1 pseudogene is annotated in these 934 nt (G+C 35.1%); it reads right to left on the bottom strand.

Annotated elements, in window-relative coordinates:
• Nucleotides 1-934: pseudogene (locus ABD035_RS17560) on the bottom strand (hypothetical protein); the annotation flags it as partial.

The following is a 934-nucleotide window of genomic DNA, read 5'->3' on the forward strand; positions in this document are numbered from 1 at the left end:
TAGCATAACAATAAGATGCTGTTCTCCCGATGAGAGACTTGTGAGTTCCAAGTGAATCTCATCATTCCTTATTGGTGAAATAACAAATCCACTTTCTAAACTTATTTCTATTTTTTTAAATGAAAGCAATTTATTAACTGATGTTTTGAATAGATTTAATTTTGTAGCCAAACCATCTAAAACCTTATACTTGGATTTTATATCATCCAAGTACACTTTGAGAACAGCAAGCCCAGCACCTTCTTCCTGATAAGAAAAAAACTGATTCAACTGTTCTGTTGTACGCTCTTTTTCATTAGGCAATATTCCCAAAGAAGAAAATCTCTCTTCATATCTTTGAATATCCCTAATAGATTTCATGACATCATCAGCTTTAACCGTACTATTCCCATTCTGTAGGCTTTGAATCAGCCTCTGAGGGAACGTTGATTCCCTTCTGCGACCAAGTTCAAACTGACTTCTTATTCCTTGCTGGATTTGAGATTTAACATCAGCTGCCAATAGATTGATCATCGACTTATTAAGCAACGCACCGCGCCTTCTCATTCCCAAATGAGGATATCTCGCATCGGAATTTGAATACTCACTTACCCTGATTCTATCGGTAGTAATGTAATAGCTTTTTATTCTATTTGTTATAGAGTCTATCCATTCTATGTCAGCAATTCCTTTTCTTGCCACCTTGGCATCACCGCAGACTTTGAAAATGGTTTCTTTATTATAGGACTCGCCTGTTATTTCATTCTCCCATCGATTATAGGCAACCCTATTTATATATGGGAAATCATCGTCAATACTAGACCATAGCTCATCCATGCCTGCACTATCTGAGTCTATATCTATAATTACTGTTTTATTTCTCTTATTCACGAGATCAGTTATTGAAATAATGTTGTTCATTTTTTTTATTTGAACAACAACATTACTTATCCCA

Source organism: Tatumella terrea, assembly GCF_039523755.1.
GTDB classification, from domain to species: Bacteria; Pseudomonadota; Gammaproteobacteria; order Enterobacterales; family Enterobacteriaceae; genus Tatumella; species Tatumella terrea.